The following is a 3,556-nucleotide window of genomic DNA, read 5'->3' on the forward strand; positions in this document are numbered from 1 at the left end:
GTACCGAGCGGTACCGGGCCCTGCCGCGTGTCCGGCGCCGTTACTCGAAGGACGGGCCGGCCGTACGGGTGCGCTTGATCTCGTAGAAGCCCGGGGTGGAGGCCACCAGCAGGGTGCCGTCCCACAGCCGGGCCGCGGCCTCGCCCTTCGGGGCGGGGGTGACCACCGGGCCGAAGAAGGCCACCCGCTCGCCGTCCGCGCCCTCGACCGCGATCACCGGGGTGCCGACGTCCTCGCCGACCAGGGTGATGCCCTCCTGGTGCGAGGCGCGCAGGGCCTCGTCGTACGCGTCCGTGTCGGCCGCGCCGGCCAGCTCGGCGGGCAGGCCCGCGGCCACCAGGGCGGCCTCGACGGTCTCCCGGTTCTGCGGCAGGCCCTGGTTGTGGAAGCGCACGCCCAGCTCCGTGTAGAGCCGGCCGAGCACCTCCGGCCCGTGCTGCTCGGCGGCGGCGACGCAGACCCGCACCGCGCCCCAGGCGTTGTCCAGCAGCTCCCGGTAGTTCTCCGGGAGGTCCCGGTGCTCGTTGAGCACCGACAGGCTCATCACGTGCCAGCGCACGTCGACCGGACGCACCTGCTGGACCTCGATCAGCCAGCGGGAGGTCATCCACGCCCACGGACAGGCCGGGTCGAACCAGAAGTCGGCGGTCTTGCGCTCAGCGGCAGTCGTCACTGCGGGTGCCCTTCGTGAGGTGGTCCGGGACACGGAGGAGTTCCGCCCCGGGAACGCCAACACCCGCCCCGCACCGCTGATTCCGGTGCGAACGCGGCGGCCTGTGCAATGGTACTGACGCCGCGGGGCGTGAAAGGATGACCCCGCGTGCGCGGGGCACACCCCGCGCCGAGACCGCACCACCCACAGGCGCACCACCGTGCGAGCCGGACAAAGGAGTACCGCCGTGCCGGGCAAGAACCTCAGCCGCGACGAGGCGCAGCAGCGGGCCAGCATCCTGGCCGTGGACGGCTACCAGGTCCGGCTGGACGTGACCTCGGCCCCGGACCGGGAGGCCGGCACCTTCCGCTCCACCACCACCGTCACCTTCCGCTGCTCCCAGCCCGGTGCGGACACCTTCCTCGACCTGCTCGCCCCCGCCGTCCGCTCGGTCACCCTCAACGGCCGCGCCCTCGACCCGGCCACCGCCTACGACGGCGCCCGGGTGCACGTCGACGGCCTGGCCGCCGAGAACGTGCTGACCGTCGAGGCGGACTGCGCCTACAGCCGCACCGGCGAGGGCCTGCACCGCTTCGTCGACCCGGTGGACGGCGAGACCTACCTCTACACCCACTACGAGCCGGCCGACGCCCGCCGGGTGTTCGCGAACTTCGAGCAGCCCGACCTGAAGGCCCCGTTCGCCTTCACCGTGACCGCCCCGGCCGCCTGGGACGTGCGCTCCAACGCCCCGCACGAGGACGTCACCGAGCAGGACGGCGCCCGCACCTGGGAGTTCGCGCCGACCAGGCCGATCTCCACCTACCTCACCGCCGTCGTCGCCGGCCCGTACCACGTCGCCCGCGACCACTACCGCCGCGAACTGGCCGACGGCACCGCGCTGGAGATCCCGCTCTCCGCGATGTGCCGCAAGTCGCTGGCCCCGTACTTCGACGCGGACGAGATCCTCGGCGTCACCAAGCTCGGACTCGACTTCTTCCACGAGCAGTTCGACTACCCGTACCCCTTCGGCAAGTACGACCAGGCCTTCGTCCCCGAGTACAACATCGGCGCGATGGAGAACCCCGGCTGCGTCACCTTCCGCGAGGAGTACGTCTTCCGCTCGAAGGTCACCGACGCCGCGTACGAGGCCCGGGCCAACGTCCTCCTGCACGAGATGGCGCACATGTGGTTCGGCGACCTGGTCACCATGCGCTGGTGGGACGACCTGTGGCTGAAGGAGTCCTTCGCCGACTTCATGGGCTCCTACGGCCTGATCGGCGCCCGCACCCGCTACTCCTCGGCCTGGGTCACCTTCGCCAACCAGCGCAAGGCCTGGGCCTACCGGCAGGACCAGTTCCCCACCACCCACCCGATCACCGCGGACATCCGGGACCTGGAGGACGCCAAGCTCAACTTCGACGGGATCACCTACGCCAAGGGCGCCTCCGTCCTCAAGCAGCTGGTGGCGTACGTCGGTTCGGAGGCGTTCTTCGAGGGCGCCCGCCGCTACTTCAAGCGCCACGCCTTCGGCAACACCGAGCTGGGCGACCTGCTGGAGGTGCTGGAGGAGACCAGCGGCCGCGACCTCAAGGCCTGGGCCGCCGCCTGGCTGCAGACCTCCGGGGTCAACGCGCTCACCCCGCAGGTCACCACCGACGCCGAGGGCCGGATCACCGAGCTGGCCGTGCTCCAGGACGGCGACGTGCTGCGCCCGCACCGGATCGCGGTCGGCCTGTACGACCGGGACGCGGACGGCGCCCTGGTGCGCACCGGGCGGATCGAGCTGGACGTCACCGGCGCCCGGACCGTCGTCACCGAGGCCGCCGGCCTGCCCCGCCCGGCGCTGGTGCTGCTCAACGACGACGACCTGACCTACTGCAAGATCCGCTTCGACGAGGAGTCGCTGGAGAACCTGCGGGCCGGCCTCGGCGAGATCCGCGACGAGCTGGCCCGGGCGCTGACCTGGTCCGCGGTCTGGAACCTCACCCGGGACGGCCTGATGCCGGCCCGCGACTACGTCGCCCTGGTGCTGCGCTTCGCCGGCCAGGAGGGCAACATCGGCGTGCTCCAGTCCCTGCACGCCCAGGCCAAGACCGCCGTCGACCTGTACGCCGACCCGGCCTGGCGCGGCGAGGGCGGCCGGCTGCTCGCCGACGGCGCCCTGCGCGAGCTGCGCGAGGCCGTCCCCGGCAGCGACCACCAGCTGGCCTGGGCCCGCTTCCTCGCCCAGACCGCGGGCGGCGCCGAGCACCTCGGCCTGGTCCGCGGCCTGCTGTCCGGCAGCGCCCGGATCGACGGCCTGGAGGTCGACCAGGACCTGCGCTGGTCGCTGTGGCTGGCGCTGGCCGCGGCCGGCCAGGCCGCCGACGAGGAGCTCGACGCCGAGCTGGCCGCCGACAACACCGCGAGCGGCAAGCGGCACCACACCCAGTGCCTGGCCGCCCGGCCCACCGCGGAGGCCAAGGCCGCCGCCTGGTCGGCCGTCATCGACTCGGACGAGCTGCCGAGCGCCCTGGTCGAGGCCAACACCGGGGGCTTCTCGATCCCCTCCCAGCGCGACCTGACGGCCCTCTACGCGGCGCCGTACTTCAAGCTGCTGGAGCGGGTCTGGGCCGACCGGACCATCGAGATCGCGATCCGGATCGTCGGCGGCTTCTTCCCGCTCGCCCAGGCCTCCGAGCAGACCCTGGCCGAGGCCGACGGCTGGCTGGCCGGGCACCCGCAGGCCGCGCCGGCGCTGCGCCGCCTGGTGCTGGAGCGCCGGGACGACCTGGCCCGCGCGCTGCGGGCGCAGGCCTGCGACCGGATCTGACGGGCCGCCGTACGCCGCACCGACCGCGCCGCGACAGCCGTACGCGGTAGAGGCCGTGGGCCCCGGCCCGCTCCTGGAAACCAGGGGCGGGC

The 3,556-nt window shown here is 73.3% G+C and carries 2 protein-coding genes; one reads left to right on the forward strand and one right to left on the reverse strand.

Annotated elements, in window-relative coordinates; all coding sequences use genetic code 11:
* Positions 1-40: 40 nt before the first annotated feature.
* On the reverse strand, positions 41-673 hold the full coding sequence (locus ACFRQN_RS40200; RefSeq protein ID WP_049648961.1) for a DsbA family protein: 633 nt from the start codon (positions 671-673) through the stop codon (positions 41-43).
* Between the two features lie 226 nt (positions 674-899).
* On the opposite strand from ACFRQN_RS40200, the gene pepN reads away from it, so the two are divergent.
* On the forward strand, positions 900-3,464 hold the full coding sequence (gene pepN / locus ACFRQN_RS40205) for an aminopeptidase N (RefSeq protein ID WP_380745606.1): 2,565 nt from the start codon (positions 900-902) through the stop codon (positions 3,462-3,464).
* Positions 3,465-3,556: the final 92 nt, after the last annotated feature.

Source organism: Kitasatospora sp. NPDC056800 (assembly GCF_042789775.1).
GTDB lineage: Bacteria > Actinomycetota > Actinomycetes > Streptomycetales > Streptomycetaceae > Kitasatospora.